The organism is Pseudomonas sp. PvP009 (genome assembly GCF_017832995.1).
Classification (GTDB): domain Bacteria; phylum Pseudomonadota; class Gammaproteobacteria; order Pseudomonadales; family Pseudomonadaceae; genus Aquipseudomonas; species Aquipseudomonas syringae.
The window spans coordinates 2,539,021-2,557,195 of sequence record NZ_JAFIBG010000001.1 but is presented as its reverse complement, the minus strand read 5'-3'; the positions used below and the strand labels follow the sequence as shown (position 1 = coordinate 2,557,195).

General features: G+C 60.4%; 15 protein-coding genes. 13 read left to right on the top strand and 2 right to left on the bottom strand.

Annotation, left to right across the window (positions count from 1 at the left end; genetic code table 11):
- The first annotated feature begins 177 nt into the window (after positions 1-177).
- The 7 genes from JOE29_RS11425 to JOE29_RS11395 are packed head-to-tail and all read left to right on the top strand — an operon-like array spanning position 178 to position 8,029.
- Positions 178-915 (top strand): FCD domain-containing protein, encoded by a 738-nt coding sequence (locus tag JOE29_RS11425; protein ID WP_003401136.1) that lies wholly within the window; start codon positions 178-180, stop codon positions 913-915.
- The gene (locus tag JOE29_RS11420; protein WP_210079514.1) at positions 912-1,928 is read left to right on the top strand and encodes an ABC transporter ATP-binding protein; all 1,017 of its coding nucleotides are present in this window, start codon (positions 912-914) and stop codon (positions 1,926-1,928) included. The genes JOE29_RS11425 and JOE29_RS11420 overlap by 4 nt, the downstream gene beginning before the upstream one ends.
- The gene (locus tag JOE29_RS11415; protein WP_210079513.1) at positions 1,925-3,058 is read left to right on the top strand and encodes an oligopeptide/dipeptide ABC transporter ATP-binding protein; all 1,134 of its coding nucleotides are present in this window, start codon (positions 1,925-1,927) and stop codon (positions 3,056-3,058) included. Before JOE29_RS11420 ends, JOE29_RS11415 begins: the two co-directional genes overlap by 4 nt.
- Complete coding sequence (locus JOE29_RS11410) at positions 3,055-4,557, top strand: ABC transporter substrate-binding protein (RefSeq protein ID WP_210079512.1); 1,503 nt, start codon at positions 3,055-3,057, stop codon at positions 4,555-4,557. The genes JOE29_RS11415 and JOE29_RS11410 overlap by 4 nt, the downstream gene beginning before the upstream one ends.
- A 28-nt stretch (positions 4,558-4,585) precedes the next feature.
- Positions 4,586-5,530: an ABC transporter permease gene (locus JOE29_RS11405; RefSeq protein WP_210079511.1), complete on the top strand. Its 945-nt coding sequence runs from the start codon at positions 4,586-4,588 to the stop codon at positions 5,528-5,530.
- Positions 5,530-6,402 (top strand): ABC transporter permease, encoded by an 873-nt coding sequence (locus JOE29_RS11400; RefSeq protein ID WP_003410575.1) that lies wholly within the window; start codon positions 5,530-5,532, stop codon positions 6,400-6,402. Before JOE29_RS11405 ends, JOE29_RS11400 begins: the two co-directional genes overlap by 1 nt.
- Before the next feature lie 31 nt (positions 6,403-6,433).
- Positions 6,434-8,029, top strand: coding sequence for a gamma-glutamyltransferase family protein (locus JOE29_RS11395; protein WP_003426548.1), 1,596 nt, complete (start codon positions 6,434-6,436; stop codon positions 8,027-8,029).
- Between the two features lie 95 nt (positions 8,030-8,124).
- Here JOE29_RS11395 and JOE29_RS11390 read toward each other — a convergent pair whose 3' ends face one another.
- Positions 8,125-9,519, bottom strand: coding sequence for a PepSY-associated TM helix domain-containing protein (locus tag JOE29_RS11390; RefSeq protein ID WP_044313133.1), 1,395 nt, complete (start codon positions 9,517-9,519; stop codon positions 8,125-8,127).
- 265 nt (positions 9,520-9,784) lie between these two features.
- A complete protein-coding gene (locus JOE29_RS25655; RefSeq protein ID WP_044313132.1) occupies positions 9,785-10,195 on the bottom strand; it encodes a DUF2946 family protein in 411 nt (136 codons plus the stop codon).
- Positions 10,196-11,136: 941 nt separating this feature from the next.
- Here JOE29_RS25655 and arnB point away from each other — a divergent pair.
- Genes arnB through arnE form a run of 6 tightly spaced genes read left to right on the top strand, consistent with a single transcriptional unit; the run spans position 11,137 to position 18,157 of the window.
- A complete protein-coding gene (gene arnB, locus JOE29_RS11380; protein WP_074954901.1) occupies positions 11,137-12,285 on the top strand; it encodes a UDP-4-amino-4-deoxy-L-arabinose aminotransferase in 1,149 nt (382 codons plus the stop codon).
- A complete protein-coding gene (gene arnC / locus JOE29_RS11375) occupies positions 12,282-13,295 on the top strand; it encodes an undecaprenyl-phosphate 4-deoxy-4-formamido-L-arabinose transferase (RefSeq protein ID WP_024662437.1) in 1,014 nt (337 codons plus the stop codon). Before arnB ends, arnC begins: the two co-directional genes overlap by 4 nt.
- Positions 13,292-15,286 carry a bifunctional UDP-4-amino-4-deoxy-L-arabinose formyltransferase/UDP-glucuronic acid oxidase ArnA gene (gene arnA, locus JOE29_RS11370; RefSeq protein ID WP_044313130.1) on the top strand — a complete coding sequence of 665 codons (1,995 nt, stop codon included), beginning with the start codon at positions 13,292-13,294 and terminating at the stop codon, positions 15,284-15,286. Before arnC ends, arnA begins: the two co-directional genes overlap by 4 nt.
- Positions 15,286-16,167 (top strand): 4-deoxy-4-formamido-L-arabinose-phosphoundecaprenol deformylase, encoded by an 882-nt coding sequence (arnD, locus tag JOE29_RS11365; protein WP_057406845.1) that lies wholly within the window; start codon positions 15,286-15,288, stop codon positions 16,165-16,167. The genes arnA and arnD overlap by 1 nt, the downstream gene beginning before the upstream one ends.
- Positions 16,167-17,816 carry a lipid IV(A) 4-amino-4-deoxy-L-arabinosyltransferase gene (arnT, locus tag JOE29_RS11360; RefSeq protein ID WP_058444235.1) on the top strand — a complete coding sequence of 550 codons (1,650 nt, stop codon included), beginning with the start codon at positions 16,167-16,169 and terminating at the stop codon, positions 17,814-17,816. The genes arnD and arnT overlap by 1 nt, the downstream gene beginning before the upstream one ends.
- The gene (gene arnE / locus JOE29_RS11355) at positions 17,813-18,157 is read left to right on the top strand and encodes a 4-amino-4-deoxy-L-arabinose-phosphoundecaprenol flippase subunit ArnE (protein WP_024648523.1); all 345 of its coding nucleotides are present in this window, start codon (positions 17,813-17,815) and stop codon (positions 18,155-18,157) included. Before arnT ends, arnE begins: the two co-directional genes overlap by 4 nt.
- Positions 18,158-18,175 lie beyond the last annotated feature (18 nt).

The following is an 18,175-nucleotide window of genomic DNA, read 5'->3' as shown; positions in this document are numbered from 1 at the left end:
CGGACCTTTGAACATTGGCCCGCCAGGCTTGATCGTCGCCAGTCGCTGGTCATCTTGTAGCTCAAAATCAACCGAACCAATTTTCATTGGCATCGCTCTTGCACCAGCCCTTCTGCCTGGAACCTCTGCCTAGGGGCAGTTCAGGGCATCTTTTTTTGGTCTGGCGCGAGTACCACGATGCAAAGGTTCGACCCTGACATCCCTATCGACAACTCTTCGAAACTGGCGCTGGATGCGTTGCGCCAGATCGTTGCCCAGCATGCAGCATTCCCCCAACGGGCATTGCCTACCGAGCGCGACCTGGCGGCCGATTTCGGGGTTAGCCGACGGGCAGTTCGTCGCGCCCTGTCGGTACTGGAAGCCGAAGGCCAGGTCTGGCGCCGACAAGGCAAAGGGACCTTTGTCGGACCGACGCCACCCAGTGCTGCCATGAGCTTCGCGCGGCTTTCCGGCCGGACCAATTTCACCGAGGTCATGGAAGCGCGTCTGCACCTGGAACCGGCACTTGCCTCACTGGCAGCGGTACGGGCCAACGGTGAACAGATGGCGATTCTGCGCCGCCTTGCCGAACGCACCACTCGCCAGCAGGTCGCCGAGCAGACCGATGCCGAAGGCATTGAGCTGTGGGACAGCGCCCTGCACCGCGCCATTGCCGAAGCGGCGGGTAATCGGCTGATGCTCGACATCTTCGAAATGCTCGATGCGATCCGTCTGGACCCGGCCTGGCGCGACTTGCGTCACCGGGCACGCAATGCCGACCGCCTCGACACTTACAGCCACGATCACGACGACATCGTCAGCGCCATTGAAAGCCGCGATCCGATCAAGGCCGCCACCGCCATGCGCGGCCATTTACGTGCGCTGCAACAGGCCCTGAACACCGTCATCAACCAAGACCTGGAGGCCAGCCTATGAGCGCCACTGCCCCCCTCACAGAAAACGGCGACGGCACGGTGCTCAGCATCAGCGACCTGACCGTACGCTTTGCCGGTGCGCCCGCCAATGTTGTCGACGGCGTATCGTTTTCCGTCAAGCGCGGCAAGACCCTGGCCATCGTCGGCGAGTCCGGCTGCGGCAAGAGCGTGACCTCAATGGGCCTGATGGGCCTGTTACCGACGACGGCCAAGGTAGATGCCAGCGACTCGCTGCTGATCGATGAAGCCTTGCTGGGCATGTCCGAAGAGCGCCTGCTGGACGTGCGCGGTAATCGCATGACGATGATCTTTCAGGAGCCGATGACCTCCCTCAATCCGGTCTTCACCATCGGCGAACAGATCGCTGAAAGCGTGATGCGTCATCAGGGCCTCTCAGACAAGGCTGCCCGCCAGAGGGCTCTGGACATGCTGGAAAAAGTCCGCGTGCCGGACGCTCGCCAGCGGCTGGACGCCTACCCGCATGAACTCTCGGGAGGCATGCGGCAACGGGCCATGATTGCCATGGCGCTGGCCAATGACCCGGCGCTGATCATAGCGGACGAACCGACGACTGCGCTGGACGTCACCATTCAGGCGCAAATTCTCTCGCTGATCGCCAACCTGCAGACCGAGACCGGCACAGCGATGATTCTGATCACCCACGATTTGGGCGTGGTTGCCGAAGTCGCCGATGAGGTCATGGTCATGTACGCCGGACGCGTCGTGGAAAGCGGCCCGGTGAAAACCCTGTTCGACGATCCGCAGCATCCGTACACCATCGGCCTGATGGGCTCGATGCCCTCGATCGGTCCTCGTGAAGGCCGCCTGGCAACGATCAATGGGCGAGTGCCGACGCCGGCAGAAATGCCCAGTGGTTGCCGCTTCGCCGGACGCTGCCCGTTCGTGATCCAGCAATGCAGAGACGAACGCCCGCCGCTGCTTGAGTTGTCTCCCGGACACTTCGCCGCGTGCATCCGTGCGCCTTTGGAACAGCATGTGGGAGTCAGTGCGTGAACCTTTCCAAACCTGACATCGCCGGGCGCGTCAGCCCCGACAGCAACGCGCAGAAACCCATTCTGGAAGGCATCGGCCTGAGCAAGCACTTTGCCGTGGAAAGCGGCCTTCTGCAGCCGAAGAAGCCACCGGTACAGGCCGTCAATGAGGTCAACCTGTCGGTCCGCAAAGGCGAGACGCTGGCACTGGTAGGCGAGTCCGGCTCGGGCAAATCCACGCTTGGCCGCTTGCTGCTCAACCTGCTGCAACCGACTGCGGGTGACGTGATTTACGAGGGCCGCAACCTCGCCAACCTGACACCGGAAAAGCTGCGTCAGGTACGCCGAGACTTGCAGATCATCTTTCAGGACCCGTTCGCCTCGCTGAATCCACGCATGACCGTTGAATCCATCGTTGGCGAACCGATCTGGCTGCACAGCCAGGCCAGCCGCAGCGACCGCCAGGCAAAGGTCGCCGAGTTGCTGCGCACGGTAGGTCTGGCTCCTGAACACGGTGGTCGGCATCCCCATGAATTCTCTGGTGGTCAGCGCCAGCGCATCGGCATCGCCCGCGCACTGGCTTCCGAGCCACGCTTGATCCTCGGTGACGAGCCGGTCTCGGCACTGGACGTTTCGGTGCAGGCGCAAGTGGTCAACCTGCTCGAAGACCTCAAGCATCAATTCGGCCTGACCCTGGTGATTGTTGCCCATGGCCTGGCCGTGATTCGCCACATGAGCGACCGCGTGGCGGTGATGTACCTGGGTGAAATCGTCGAACTGGCGCCGGTCGACGCGCTGTTCGAAAACCCGTTGCACCCTTATACCCAGGCGTTGATGGCCGCCGTGCCGGTCAGCCACCCTGACCTGCGCCAGCCGCGTCCGCTCCTCGGTGGCGACATGCCCAGCCCCAGCCGCCCGCCTTCGGGCTGCCGCTTTCATACCCGTTGCCCGCACGCCCGTGCGCTGTGCAAGGAGGCTGCGCCGGTCATGGAAACCGTCGAGGCCGAACGCCAGGTCGCCTGCCACTTCTGGCGTGAAATCGCCAACGCAGGCAGCGCCAAGCTGATCCTTCCGACACCCAGCGCTGCCTACACCCAGCGCCTGAATCTGTTCAAGCACCATCAATCCCTTGCAGTGGAGAGCCAGCCATGAAAATCGCACGCGTCGTGACAGGAACATTGTTATTGCTGGCCGTCAATGCTGCCTTCGCCGAATCGACGTTGCGCATCGGCATTCAGGACGATCCCGATGTGCTGGATCCGCATCGTTCGCGCACCTACTCAGGCCGTCTGGTGTACACCGCGCTGTGCGACAAACTGGTGGACGTCAACCCGGACCTGACCTACTCGCCGCAACTGGCCACTGCCTGGAACTGGAGCGAAGACGGTAAAACCCTGACCATGACGTTGCGCGAAGGCGTGACGTACCACGATGGCGAACCTTTTGATGCCGCCTCAGTGAAGTTCAACCTCGACCGCGCCCGCACCCTCCCCGACTCCCTGCGTAAAAGCGAGCTGGCCTCGGTGGACAGCGTCGAGGTGATAGACGCAAAAACCGTCGCCATCAAGCTCAAGCAAGCCGATGCCACGCTGGTTTCTCAGCTATCGGACCGTGCCGGGATGATGCTCGCGCCGAAAGCCGCGCAAGGCGAGTTTGCCTCCAACCCGGTCTGCTCCGGCCCTTACAAATTTGTCCAGCGCTTGCAGCAGGATCGAATCGTGCTGGAACGTTTTGACAACTACTGGAATAAACAGGCGTATCACTTCGACAAAGTGGTGTTCCTGCCGATTCCGGACACCTCGGTGCGCCTGGCCAACCTGCGATCCGGCGACCTGGACATCATTGAGCGTGTTGCGCCAACCGATGTGAAAACCGTCAAGGCCGACAGCAAGCTGGCGATCTACAACACACCGGGCCTGGGCTACATGCAGCTGATGTTCAACATCGGTAATGGTGAAAAAGCCAACTCGCCGATGGGCAAGGACAAGCGCGTACGCAAGGCGTTTGAGCTGTCCATCGACCGCGACGCCATCAACCAGGTGGTGTTCGAGGGTCTGTACGCGCCAAGCGCTCAACCGTTCCCGAAAAACAGCCCGTATTACGACAAGGAACTGCCGATCCCGGCTCGCGATATCGATAAAAGCAAGGCGCTGCTGGCGCAGGCCGGCGTGAAACTACCGTTGGCGGTGGACCTGAAAGTGGCCAACAACCCCATCGCGCAACAGGTCGGGCAGATCATTCAGGCCATGGCTGAGGAAGCGGGCTTCAAGGTCAACCTGATTGCCACTGAATACGCGACGATGCTCAGCGAACAGGCGAGCGGCAACTTCCAGATCGGCATGAGCGCCTGGTCGGGCCGTCCTGACCCGGATGGTGATATCCATCAGTTCGTGACCTGCAAAGGCGGCCAGAACGACGGCAAGTATTGCAACGCCAGGCTCGACGAACTGCTCAACAAGGCGCGCACCGTGAACGACGTTGCACAACGCCAGGCACTGTACAACGACGCACTGCGCTTGCTGGCCGATGAAGTACCGACCGCCTACTTGTATTTCGACCCGCGAATCATTGCCATGCGTAACAACGTGACCGGTTTCGTCCCTAACCCGGACGGTCTGATTCGTCTGAACAATGTCGCGTTCAAGCCATGACTGACGGGCGCACCTGCGAGGTTCCGGTATGCTGATGTTCATCCTGCGACGCCTGCTCAGCTCGATCCCGACGCTGATTCTGGTTTCGCTGTTCGTCTTCACCCTGCAGAAGCTGCTGCCGGGTGACCCGGTGCTGGCCATGGCCGGGGAAGAGCGCGATCCGGCGGTCATGGAATACCTGCGCGACAAGTACCGGCTCGATGACCCGATCCCGTTGCAGTACCTGAACTGGGTCGGCAACGTACTGACCGGCGACCTGGGCTCATCGCTGCGAACCGAGCAACCGGTAACCACGCTGCTGGCGTCGAAACTGCCGGTGACCCTCGAACTGGCGGTGCTGGCCCTGCTGATTGCGCTGCTGATCGGTATTCCCACCGGGATCATTTCGGCAGTGCGCAAAGGCACCGCCGTGGATTACGGGGCCAACGTGGTGGCGCTGTCGGGGATTTCCATTCCGCACTTCTGGCTGGGCATTCTGCTGATCATGGTCTTTGCGGTGAAACTGCAGTGGCTGCCCGCCTCCGGCTTTGTGCCGATGGGCGAGGACTTCGGGCAAAACCTGAAGACCCTGATCCTGCCTGCCTTCGTATTGGGTGCCGGGCTTTCGGGGATTCTCATGCGCCATACCCGCAGCGCCATGCTGGAAGTACTGCGCGCTGACTACGTCCGCACCGCCCGGGCCAAGGGATTGTTCCCGCGCACAGTGATTCTCAAGCATGCGCTGCGCAACGCGTTGATGCCGATCATCACCCTCACGACATTGCTGTTCGGCGAGTTGCTCGGCGGTGCGGTGTTGACCGAGCAAGTGTTCAGCATTCCGGGGTTCGGCAAGATCATCGTCGACGCTGTGTTCAACCGTGACTACGCCGTGGTGCAAGGCGTGGTGTTGTGTGTCGCGATTGGCTTCCTGATGCTGAACCTGCTGGCCGACGTGCTCTATCGCCTGATCAACCCACGTCTGAGGACTGCCTGATGACCGCTATTGCCAGCCTCTCGCACAGCGCGATCCTGCCCCGCAGTCGCTCGCCTTTTCTGAAGAAATTCCTGGCCAACAAAGGCGCGGTGCTTGGCGCGGCGGTGTTGTTGCTGTTTGTCCTGGCGGCCGTTCTGGCGCCCTGGATTGCGCCTCACGATCCGCTCAAAGCCAACTTCCTCGCGGTACGCAAGGCCCCCTCGTTGATCTACTGGATGGGCACCGACGAACTGGGGCGCGATCTGTTCTCGCGCTTGCTGTATGGCGCCCGCAGCTCGCTGCTGGCCGGGGGTGTTTCGGTAGCCATCGCCATGTTCATCGGCGTGCCGCTGGGCCTGCTGGCCGGGTACTTCGGTGGCAAGCTGGACATGATCATTTCGCAGGTCATGGAAGCGCTGCTGTCCTGCCCGTTTCTGGTGCTGGCCATCGCTTTGGGCGCCTTTCTCGGCCCCAGCCTGACCAACGCGATGATCGCCATCGGCCTGTCCGCGATGCCGATCTTTGCCCGACTGACCCGCGGCCAGGTGCTGTCGATCAAGCACGAGGATTACCTCGAAGGTGCCCGCGCCATCGGTCTGCCGGATCGCTGGATCATCCTGCGTTACGTACTGCCAAACGTGATGTCGCCACTGGTCGTGCAGGCAACGCTGACCATCGCCTCGGCGATTCTGGCCGAAGCCAGCCTGTCGTTCCTCGGCCTGGGCCAGCAACCACCGTCGCCGTCCTGGGGCTCGATGCTCAATACTGCGAAGAATTTCATGGAGCAGGCTCCGTGGATGTCGATTGCGCCTGGCGTGGCGATCTACATCACGGTCCTGTGTTTCAACCTGCTGGGTGACGGCCTGCGCGATGCGCTGGACCCCAAGGGCTAAACCTTTCGTCTTCTGCCAAAGAGAAACGCTTATGTTCGATGATCTGGATTACAACCAACCGTACGCGTCGGCCCGCTCGCCGGTGATGGGCAACAACATGGTCGCCTGCTCTCAGCCATTGGCCGCTCAGGCCGGGCTGGACATGCTGCGCCGTGGCGGTAATGCGGTCGACGCCGCCATCGCCGCGGCCATGGTGCTGACCGTGGTCGAGCCCACCGGCTGCGGAATCGGCAGCGATGCCTTTGCCATCGTCTGGGACGGCAGCAAGCTGCAAGGCTTGAACGCTTCCGGTCGCGCGCCACAAGCCTGGACACCCGAATACTTCGAAGGCCAGAGCCAGATGCCGCAACGCGGCTGGCCTGCGGTCAGCGTGCCGGGTGCGGTATCGGCCTGGGTGGAGCTGTCAGCGCGCTACGGCAAACTGCCCTTCGCGACCCTGGCCGAACCGGCGATTGGCTACGCCCGCGACGGCTATCAGGTCACGCCGATAATCGCCGAGTTGTGGAAACGCGGCGCACATCTGCTCAAGGACCAACCGGGCTTTGCCGAGTGTTTCATGCCGGATGGCAAGGCCCCCATGGCCGGAGAAAAAATCCGGCTCAAGGACCACGCCCGTACGCTGGAACTGATCGCGCAGACCAAAGGCGAAGCGTTCTATCGCGGCGAACTGGCGCACACAATCATCGCCCATGCCAACGCCAATGGCAGCGTGATGAGTCTCGACGACCTGGCGACGCACACCGTGGACTGGATCGACACCCTGTCGGTGCCATACGCAGGCGCTGTCGTGCATGAACTCCCGCCAAATGGCCAGGGCATTGCCACCCTGGCCGGCCTGACCATGCTCGAAGCACTGGGCGTCGGCGAACACCCGGTGGATAGCCTCGAGACGGTTCACCCGGTGCTGGAAGCAATGAAACTGGCGCTCGCCGACCTCGACGAACATGTCGCCGACAGCGAGCACATGCGCGTGCCCTCAGCCGACTTGCTGGGCAAGGCTTACCTGACGGAGCGCGCAGGGCTGATCACCGATCAGGCCGCCAATCCCGGGCACGGCTCGCCAAAACCGGGTGGCACGGTGTACCTGTCGGCAGCGGATGAAAGCGGCATGATGATCTCGTTCATCCAGTCCAACTACATGGGCTTCGGTTCGGGTGTGGTTGTACCCGGTACGGGCATCAGCATGCAGAACCGTGGCGCGGGCTTCTCGCTGGATCCGCAACACGTCAATTACGTCGCGCCGCGCAAACGCCCGTTCCACACCATCATCCCCGGTTTTGTCATGAATGCCGACGGCACGCCGCTGATGTCCTTCGGTTTGATGGGCGGCCCGATGCAGGCGCAGGGTCATTTGCAGATGATGATGCGCATCCTGCGTTACAAACAGAACCCGCAAGCCGCTGCCGACGCACCGCGCTGGAGAATCGAAGCCGGCCTGAAAGTCGCCGTGGAACGTGCGTTTGACCCCGAAGTGGTGAAAGCACTACGCGCCAAAGGGCACGATATCGATGTCGAAGAGCCAAGTGGCGTGTTTGCCTTCGGCGGTGCGCAGATTATTCAGCGCACCGCACATGGATACGTGGGCGGGACCGATCCGAGGAAGGACGGAACGGTCGCAGCGTATTGAGCGACCGCGATATCCGCTACTGACAAGCCATCGAGCAGACGGCCCTGGTCGGGAATCAGTTGCTCGATGCGCTTGGTAATCCGCGCAACTAAGGATTACACCTTGCCCTCGACCAAGGGTCTTGCGGCTCGCCGGTAGCCCAGTAGCGCGTCCAGGATGATAAAGCCCAGCAGACTCACGCCCAGTACGGGCAGCGCAAAGCCAGTCAACAGTGCACCCAGGATCAACGCCCATTGCGCGCCCGGATTCAACGAGCGCCAGAGACTCAAGAGCGTTGCCTGCTGATTGCGCGGCTGAGAAAGCATTGGCCTACGTCGCCACCACATCACATAACCCATGACGACCATGGCCGCCAGGCCACTGGCGAAGACCACCAGCACCAATTGATTGGCCAGACCGAACAACACGCCCATGTGCGCATCAATGCCCCAGCGGGTGAGCTTGGCGGGCAGCGAATAGTCTGCAAACTTGACATGATCAACCACGTCCAGTGTTTGCGGGTTGATCGACACAGCATCTACTTGCGTCGGCCAACTGCGATCTATCTCGCTGACTACCCACGCCCTGTCATTGCTTGCGGATGGCCTGATTTCAACCTTGGCAGCATCGATATGTGCGGCACGCGCGCTGGCCAGAACACTGTCGAACAAGGCAGGGTCCAGCTCGGCCGCCTGTGTCGTCGGCGCCATGTGCATATGGTGCTCGGCGTGCTCGTCCATGGGCATAGACATGGGCATCGCCGCCGACTTGCCCAGTGAGGTGGCCACACTGGGCGTTGACCAGCCGTAGTAGGCACGCAATACGCCAATGTTATCGCCAGCGTACTGTGACCACGTCAAACCGGTGGCCGAGAAGAACAGCAGGCCCAGCAGCAGCCATACGCCGGTGGTTGCATGCCAGCGGCGCACGTTGCCGCGTTCACGACTCTGCCGACGACGGCGAACCGCCCACAGCACCAGACCGCCGAGCGCAGCCACCCACAGCCATGAGGCGGCCAGCTCGCTGTAGATCCTGCCGACATCGCCCAGCAGAAGGCCCCGATGAAACTGATCGATCCAGGTACGTAGCGGTAATATGCCACTGGTACCGTAGACCTTCATGTCTCCGCGAATTTCGCCACTCACCGGGTCCACGAACAGCGCTCGATGCTCCGATGGGCCAAAGTCCGGATCGCTGAACATGACCCGAGTGGTATCCCCTTCCCGGGGTGCCGGGCGCACTGCGGCAACGCTCAGGCCTGGACCTGCCGATGCCTGCGCGCGCTGGATCTGCGCCTGCAAGCTCATGGCAGGACCACGGCTGTCTGTGTGCAGCGCACGCGCATAGAGCGAATCTTCGATCTGCGGGGTCAGTGCATAGACGACGCCACTCAAGGCCGCGACCAGCATGAACGGACCGACGAATACGCCGATGTAAAAATGGAGCCTTTTCAGAAAGGCGACAAATGCTCCGGAAGGCCGTGGCTCCGGGCTTGAAAATGATGCAGACATAGGGACTCACCAACGTATGAACGCGCCCCGCCGGAATGACCTTCCGGCAGGCTGTAAAGGCACTATCGGTTGTTCGTGCGAGCGATACTCACACGTCCACGATGTGCACTAGGCTCTATACGAAAAGTCGGCGAGCGAAGGTCAGGCAAGGCAAAAACAGACGAGGAACGGCCGGGGTCGCGTTCGACTCTACGTGTTGTAAATGAGCATTCCGAGCCTGTTTTTAACGAAGCATCACCGAGCGCAGCCACTTTTCGTACAGAGCCTAAGGGGCCTGTGGATTGAGTCCCGGGAGGGTATACCTTGGCAGGTTGCCGAGCCAGAGCTCGGGCAACACAAAACGAGTACGACGGACACGGATCAGCCAGCCCAGCGCCACGAAGAAAATCATCGCCAGCGTCAGTGTGCCGGCAAACGAACACTCTCCCGACTGCGCCTTCATGCTGCCTGACATGTCCATCTTCTTGGAAGAATCGTGCATGGCCATGTGCATCGTGTGATGCCCGGCATGCATATCAGACATCCCATGATCTGCATGGGAAACCGAAGCCATTGCAGTGCCGGCAAAAGCGGCCATCATCTGGCCGTGACCGACGCTGCACGCAAGACCATTGAACAGGACAACTGCGTACAGTATCCAGGCAATGGGCGAGCAATGGGTTCGGAAGAAGTTCATGGCGGCTAATTTAACATCTCTGGCCGGAACTAGACAGAACGGGGTGAGCGGGTCGGCAGCCCTTCGCAGGATCGATAACCGCCGAGTCCGCCACGTGTTCGCACGAAGCAAGGCACGCCGCGTGGCCCTTTACTTTGCTGCATCGAATAAACCTGGCAATGGCAGTCAAGCGGACCGTCGTTCTACACACATCGTTAACTACTTCGTCGGTACCCTCTCCTTACAGGATCGTGTCGAATATAAAGGCACATGAAGTAAGCCTTGAACACTTCGCAACCATCAGCACGCCTGCATGAAACTGCCTTGACCTTATAACTCACCCAAACATTTCTCGATGATTACCTATACCATCCTGTTCCTTATCAGCAAACTTTCTCTCTGCCGCACTGCCCGACCCTACCGCCTGGTTATATATATCACTTGATAGCGGTCATGTTTTCTACACCCGGCAAGCTTCCTCCTGACCGGGGTTTCCGCAAACGCACCGTCTGCGTCTAAAAAAAACCGAGAAAAAAGCTGCCCCCAATGAAACCTGGTCAATAGCAACCTTCTCGATTCAGGTTCGACCCTGTCCGACAACGCAAAACCCATTCCCCGGTCATGAAAGCTTCATTAAAAAAACCTGCAACTGCAACACACTTCATCCGCTTTAACTTTTCATGATTATCATGAGCAAGCTGAACTAAAGCTGTCTGTTCATGACGCGCTCGATGAAATCTGAACGGCAGATTAATAATTCTACATGGACGCATAACGGCGTTGTCGTTCGTTTGGCTTTCACCCTACTCTATGATTCGAAAGCCTGCCAGGCGATACAAAAAAGCAACGACGTCTAGACATTATTTTCATAGTTGAACGCCTAAGTTCACCGCACTCACGCGCACTCGTGGTGTGACTTTTTTATGTTCGGCCCTGCTGCGTCAATCGGAGAGTCTCTGTAGATGAGTCAAACTTTTCTTGCCTTTTCACGGCCGTCCATTGGCGATGAAGAAATTGCTGCGGTAACGCGCGTGCTGCGCTCCGGATGGATCACCACTGGCCCGGAATGTCAGAAGCTGGAGGAAGAGTTCGCCGCGCGGGTCGGCGCTCAGCATGCAGTGGCACTGTCTTCGGCCACCGGGGCAATGCACGTTGCGCTGCTGGCGCTGGGCGTAGGGCCTGGCGATGAAGTGATTACGCCGTCGCAAACCTGGGTGTCGACAGCCAACATGATCTGCCTGCTGGGGGCCACTCCGGTGTTCGTCGATGTCGACCGTGACACCCTGATGACCAGCGCCGCGCTGATAGCGCAAGCCATCACCCCGCGAACCAAGGCGATCGTGCCGGTGCATTACGCAGGCGCTGCATTCGATCTCGACCCGCTGTATGCGCTGGCCGACCGGCACGGCATCACCGTGATCGAAGACGCTGCGCATGCCGCCGGCACCGGTTACCAAGGACGTCCGGTCGGCCAGCAGGGCACTGCGATCTTTTCGTTTCACGCGATCAAGAACATGACCTGTGCCGAAGGCGCGATGCTGGTCACCGACAATGCGCGACTGGCTGATCGGGTGCGTCAGCTCAAATTTCATGGCCTGGGTGTCGATGCCTACGACCGCCTGACCCTGGGTCGCAAGCCCCAGGCCGAGGTTATGGAGCCTGGTTTCAAATACAACCTGGCCGACATCAATGCGAGCATTGCGCGGGTGCAGTTGCAACGCCTCGATGCAATCAATGCGCAGCGTCAGGCACTCGCCAGCCATTACCTCGAACGACTGGCCAGCAGCCCCGTTCTGCCTCTCGCCCTGCCCCGGCATGCCCAGCAACACGCCTGGCACCTGTTCATTCTGCGCATCGATCCCGAGCGCTGCGGGCTGGATCGCGACGCCTTCATGAAGGCCTTGCAAGCGCGAAACATCGGCACCGGCATCCACTTCATCGCAACTCACCTGCACAGCTATTACCGCAAACGTTTCCCCGACGTCCGCCTGCCCGACACTGAATGGAATTCATCAAGGCTGTGCTCCATACCCCTGTTTCCCGACATGACCCTCGATGATGTCGAGCGGGTTGTCGGTGCCATTGAATCGACCGTGGAATCCAGCCATTGAAACCGTATCCGATCAAGTTCGTGTCGATCGTCATCCCTGTCTACAACGAACGACAAAGCCTGCCTGAGTTGTTGCGCCGTACTGAAGCGGCCTGCAAACAGCTCGACCACCGCTTCGAAATCGTGCTGGTCGACGATGGCAGTCGCGACGACTCGGCAGACATCCTCCAGCGGGCTGCCGAGCGCGCTGACAGCCCCTTCGTCGCAGTGATCCTGAATAGAAACTACGGTCAGCACGCAGCCATCATGGCCGGATTCGAGCAGTGCCAGGGCGACGTGGTCATCACCCTCGATGCCGACCTGCAGAATCCACCCGAGGAAATCCCTCGTCTGGTAAAGCTCGCTGAACAGGGATACGACGTAGTCGGCACGGTGCGCAGCAATCGTCAGGACTCCGCCTGGCGACGCTGGCCATCGAAACTCATCAACCTGGCCGTGCAGCGCTCCACCGGCGTGGCCATGAACGATTACGGCTGCATGCTGCGCGCATACCGGCGCACGATTGTCGACGCCATGCTCGCCTGCCGGGAGCGCAGCACGTTCATTCCGATTCTGGCGAACAGTTTTGCTCGACACACCACCGAGGTGCTGGTCGATCACGCCGAACGCGAGCACGGCGACTCCAAATACAGCCCGATGCGCCTGATCAACCTCATGTTCGACCTGATCACCTGCATGACCACCACGCCCCTGCGCCTGCTCAGCATCATCGGCTTCAGCATGGCGTTGCTCGGTGTCTCGTTCGCGGCGCTGCTGATCGTTCTACGCCTGATCTTCGGCGCGTCATGGGCCGGGGACGGCATGTTCGTACTGTTTGCCGTGCTGTTCGTATTCACCGGCGGGCAGTTCATCGGCATGGGACTGCTGGGTGAATACCTGGGCCGGATGTACAGCGATGTGCGTGCGCGTCCGCGGTTCTTTATCGAAAAGGTCGTGCGCAGCTCGTCACCGGTTGCCACCGACAGCATTGATTCCTCTGTAACTCCCTATATGAACAAGGTCGCGCCATGAGCACTAAAGCTGTCGTTTTCGCTTATCACGATATTGGCTGTGTCGGCCTGCAAGCGTTGCTGGATGCAGGCTATGAGATTGCGGCGGTGTTCACCCATGCCGACGACCCCAAAGAAAAAACCTTTTTTGGCTCTGTGGCGCAGATGTGCGCCCGGCACGGCATTGCGGTGCATGCCCCCGAGGACCCGAATCACCCGCTATGGGTAGAGCGCATCGGCAAACTGGCGCCGGACTTCATTTTCTCCTTCTACTATCGCCAGCTGCTCGGCGATTCGCTGCTGGCCTGCGCGAAAAAAGCTGCGCTGAACCTGCATGGCTCGCTGCTTCCGCGATATCGAGGACGCGCGCCGGCCAACTGGGTGCTGGTCAACGGCGAAAGTGAAACCGGCGTTACCCTGCATCAGATGGTCAAACGCGCCGATGCCGGGCCTATCGTCGCTCAGCAGCGGGTATCGATCAGTGCCACCGATACTGCCTTGACGCTGCATGGCAAATTGCGTGACGCCGCCGCTGACCTGCTCTGCGAAACACTGCCCCTGCTGGCCGCGCAAGGGCAACTGCCAGCTACGCCCCAGGATGAATCCCGTGCGACGTATTTCGGTCGGCGCACCCCGGCCGACGGTTTGATCGACTGGTCGCTGCCAGCCACACAGCTCTATAACCTGATCCGCGCGGTAACACAGCCCTACCCTGGCGCGTTTTGCCCGGTCGGCGACAACAAGCTGATCGTCTGGGCTGCCAGCGTGGACACGAGCAGCAATGGCGAGGCGCCCGGCACGGTCATCAGTCACGAGCCATTGCGTATCGCCTGTGGCGAGGGTTCGCTGGTCATCACCGCAGGGCAACGCGGTGACAACGGCTTGTACCTCAGTGGTGCGCAACTGGCGCGCGAATTCGGGTTGGTAGCAGGCTCACAACTGCTCGACAAGGCAAAGCGCCGGTCGGTTCGTCGTACCCGAGTGTTGATCCTCGGCGTCAACGGCTTCATCGGCAACCACCTGTCAGAGCATCTACTGCAGGATGACCGTTACGAAATCTACGGCATGGATATCGGCTCGGACGCCATCGAGCGCCTGCGTGCCAAGCCGAACTTTCATTTCATCGAAGGTGACATCAGCATCCATACCGAATGGATCGAATACCACATCAAGAAATGCGATGTCGTGCTGCCGCTGGTGGCCATCGCCACGCCGATTGAATACACGCGCAATCCACTGCGGGTTTTCGAGCTGGATTTCGAAGAGAACCTGAAGATCGTTCGCTACTGCGTGAAGTACAACAAGCGCGTGATTTTCCCGTCCACGTCCGAAGTCTATGGCATGTGCCAGGACGCAAACTTCAACGAAGACACCTCCAACCTGATCGTTGGCCCGATCAACAAGCAGCGCTGGATCTACTCGGTGTCCAAGCAGCTGCTGGACCGGGTGATCTGGGCCTATGGCCAGAAAGGCCTGCAATTCACCCTGTTTCGCCCATTCAACTGGATGGGACCGCGACTGGACCGCCTGGACTCGGCGCGCATTGGCAGTTCGCGGGCCATCACCCAACTGATCCTGCACCTGGTCGAAGGCACGCCCATTCGCCTGGTGGATGGCGGCGCCCAGAAGCGCTGTTTCACCGATGTCGTCGACGGCATCGAGGCGCTGGCGCGGATCATCGAAAACCGTGATGGGCGCTGTAACGGACAAATCATCAACATCGGCAACCCCGACAACGAAGCAAGCATCCGTCAATTAGGTGAAGAGCTGCTTCGCCAGTTCGAAGCTCATCCGTTGCGCGGCCATTTCCCGCCCTTTGCGGGCTTTCGTGAAGTTGAAAGCCAGTCCTTCTACGGCAAGGGCTATCAGGATGTCAGTCACCGCACGCCGAGCATCGACAACGCCAAAAAGCTGATTGGCTGGACGCCGGGTATCGAGCTGAGCGAGACCATCGGCAAAACCCTGGATTTCTTCCTGCGCGAAGCCATGGCTGAAAAAGCGGATCAGTGCTGATGCAGGCAGGCTTGAGAATCGATGTCGACACTTACCGGGGCACGCGTGAGGGCGTGCCCAGGCTGCTGGACATACTCGACGAAGCGCAGGTCAAGGCGACCTTCTTTTTCAGTGTCGGACCCGACAACATGGGGCGCCATCTATGGCGCCTGGTAAGGCCCACGTTCTTCTGGAAGATGCTTCGCTCCAGGGCGGCGAGCCTGTATGGCTGGGATATTCTGCTGGCCGGTACTGCATGGCCGGGCAAACCGATCGGCCGTGACCTTGGCCCACTGATGCGCCGCGCGCTGGATGCTGGTCACGAAATCGGCCTGCATGCCTGGGATCATCATGGCTGGCAAGCGAATGCCGGACACTGGAGCGACAGACAGTTGACCGCCCAGATACACCGTGGGGTCGACTGCCTGAGCGACATCCTCGGCCACCCGGTGGTGTGCTCCGCAGCGGCAGGCTGGCGCGCCGACCAGCGCATTGTGCAGGCCAAAGAGGCGTTTGGCTTTCGTTACAACAGTGACTGCCGTGGCGCCAGTCTGTTTCGCCCGTTGCTGGCCGACGGTAGTCTCGGTACCGCTCAGGTTCCGGTGGATTTGCCGACCTTCGATGAAGTAATCGGCCCGCACCTGCAGCCGAATGCGTTCAACGACTACATTCTCGGCCGCTTCGCCGCACGACGGCTCAATGTCTACACCCTTCACGCCGAAGTGGAAGGGATCATCATGGCCGACGGTTTCGGGCAACTGTTAAAGCGGGCCAATACCCAAGGCATCCACTTCGCGCCGCTGGGCCATCTGCTACCCGATGCCATCGAACGGTTGCCTTCCGGGCATATCGTTCGCGGCCACCTGCCCGGCCGCGAAGGCTGGCTGGGGGTGCAGCAGTGATGCACGTCAGGCATCGTCATCTTGCGCTGCTATTACTGGCGTTCGTGCTGGCTTATCTGCTGCCGCTGGGCTTTCACGGCCTGTGGATTCCCGATGAAACCCGCTATGCCCAGATCAGCCAGGAAATGCTCCACAGCGGCAACTGGATTGCACCGCACTTCATGGGGCTGCGTTACTTCGAAAAACCGGCGGCCGGTTACTGGTTGATTGCACTGGGGCAGCAGGTTTTTGGCGAGAACCTGTTCGGCGTGCGCATTGTGTCGGCGCTGGCCAGCGGTTTGAGCGTGCTGCTGGCCTATCTACTGGCCGGCAAGATCTGGAACGACCCGCGCAAGCAGTTCGCCAGCGCCTTGCTGTTCATGAGCTTCGGCTTTGTCGCCGGCCAGGCCGGTTACGCCAATCTTGATCCGCAATTCACCTTCTGGACCAACCTGACACTGCTGGCATTCTGGTACGCCGTGCACAGCATCGGCCGGGCGCGTCTAGCGGCATGGGCGGCAGTCGGCGTGGCCTGCGCAATGGGCTTCATGACCAAGGGCTTTCTCGCCTGGGCACTGCCCGTCATCATCGCCCTGCCCTATATGCTGTGCCAGCGACGCCTGGCCGAGCTACTCAAATTCGGCCCGCTTGCAATCTTGATTGCCATCGCCGTCTGCCTGCCGTGGGCGCTGGCAATCCACCAGCAAGAGCCCGACTACTGGCGTTACTTCTTCTGGCACGAGCATATTCGCCGCTTTGCCGGGGACAATGCCCAGCATGCCCAGCCCTGGTGGTTCTATATGCCGTTGCTGGTGGCGGCTTGTGTGCCGTGGGCACTGCTGCTGCCGGTAACACTGAAACAGGCATGGCAAGAAAAAAGCCACCCTGACATTGCCTTTTTGCTGCTGTGGCTGCTGCTGCCACTGGCGTTTCTGAGCCTGAGCAAAGGTAAATTGCCGACCTACATACTGCCGTGTCTGCTGCCGTTGGCGCTGCTGATGGCCAACACTCTGGTCGAGCGCCTCGATCGAGGCCACAGCACAGCGTTGCGCGCCAACGGAATATTCAACGCGACCGTCACTTCTCTTGGGCTCGTGGCGTTGATCTACCTGCAACTCAAGCAGCCCGTCTACGAAAACGAACCGATGCATCTGTCACTGGCGGTCATCGTGCTTCTCGGATGGACACTCGCCAACGCCCTGCAAGGCTTGCGCCCCCTGACCTTTTGGGCCACGCCGACGCTGGGCAGCTGGTTGCTGATCGCATTGCTGCCCGCAGCACTGCCAAACGATGTGATCAACAACAAGACTCCCGACCCTTTCGTGGTCAGGCACCAGGCCGAACTGGCGGACTGCACGCATCTGCTGAGCAACGACCTGGGCGCTGCCTCGGCATTGGCGTGGCGCCTGAAACGGCCTGATGTTGCACTGTTCAACACCTGGGGCGAGCTGGAATACGGCCTGGGCTATCCGGATGTGCAGGGTCGCGAAGTCCGCCTGCAGGACATCGATGCCTGGATGAAGAACGCCCGCAGCCAAGGCCGGGTCGGCGTCATCATGCGCGGCAAGAGCGATGAGGAACTGAAAGAGCTCGAAAGTCTTCCCAAGGATGGTCAGCGCTATGACGAAGGCAACCTGGCCATCCTCGTTTACGAGAAATCCGAATCATGACCTGGCTGATGCTGGCAAGCGCATGCCTGCTGACCTGCCTGGGCCAGATCGCACAGAAGTACGCGGTACAAGACTGGCGCGGAGCATTTCCCGGCGCGTTTGCAGCGCTGCGCTCGATGTGGCTGTGGCTGGCGCTGGCCTGCCTTGGGTCGGGCCTGCTGGTCTGGCTGCTGGTGTTGCAACGCCTGAACGTCGGCATCGCCTATCCGATGCTGGGTGTTAACTTCGTGCTGATCACGCTGGCAGGTCGCTATCTGTTCAACGAGCCGATTGACGCACAGCATTGGCTGGGTATCGCGCTGATTCTTGTCGGGGTATTTCAGTTGGGGCATCAAGCGTGACCCGCTGCCGGGCAACCC